This window comes from Mesorhizobium sp. M7A.F.Ca.US.014.04.1.1, assembly GCF_003998745.1.
Lineage (GTDB): Bacteria > Pseudomonadota > Alphaproteobacteria > Rhizobiales > Rhizobiaceae > Mesorhizobium > Mesorhizobium ciceri.
This window is the reverse complement of sequence record NZ_RZRW01001273.1, coordinates 1-705: the sequence shown is the minus strand read 5'-3', so window position 1 is coordinate 705 and position 705 is coordinate 1. Positions and strand designations below refer to the sequence as shown.

At 61.7% G+C, this 705-nt stretch carries 1 protein-coding gene; it reads right to left on the bottom strand.

Annotated elements, in window-relative coordinates; translation table 11 throughout:
• Positions 1-48 precede the first annotated feature (48 nt).
• Positions 49-588 carry a hypothetical protein gene (locus EOA22_RS36030; protein ID WP_206521549.1) on the bottom strand — a complete coding sequence of 180 codons (540 nt, stop codon included), beginning with the start codon at positions 586-588 and terminating at the stop codon, positions 49-51.
• Between the last annotated feature and the right edge of the window lie 117 nt (positions 589-705).

Here is a 705-nt window from a genome sequence, read left to right as displayed (position 1 = left end):
GTCCAGAGCCTCGCCTAACCTGTTGCCGCAAACGTCTTCGAAACGGTCTTACACGACGAGACTTTGCTCCCCCGCGCTCCAGGGGTGGCCCGGGATAAGCTGCATTGCTGTTCCATCGGATGAGAGGGACAGCCGCGTCGCGACGACCGCTCCGCAAGACGTCAAGACTCTGATCTCATCCTCGCAAAGGGCAGCGTCCATAACGCGTCCGAAGTGTACGGCGACGGGATCGAGGCTCCCCACATTTGGGGAGACGATCCGCCAGGCCGCCTCGTCGATCGCCTCCAGGACGGGACCGCTTACACGGAAGGTGTGACGCACCGTTTGCCCGAGGGCCGTGACGACAAGGCTGTACGTGCGCCCGACGACAAGCGCCGGCTCGTGAGACGGATCTACGCCAAGACCGCGCTTGATCCTTCCTGGCTCCATCAGCACCGTCAGGCGGCACCCATCAATGGACCAGAGCTCCTGTGAGAGGACGAGGAAGGGGTCAGGCACAACCTGCTCCTCGTCGTTCAGGAGCCAGAGTTGGTCACGATCGAAGTGCGCCTCTCCTGGCCTCGGAAAATGTATATAGAAACGCAGCATGTTGGCGGGAAGGACCTTGGCTTGAGGAGAGATGCGCATCGGCATGTCTGGCGAAGTTTGGATCCGCATCTCTCGCGCCTTCAAAAGTCACGCCCGCCGTTCACGCCGACGGCTTCG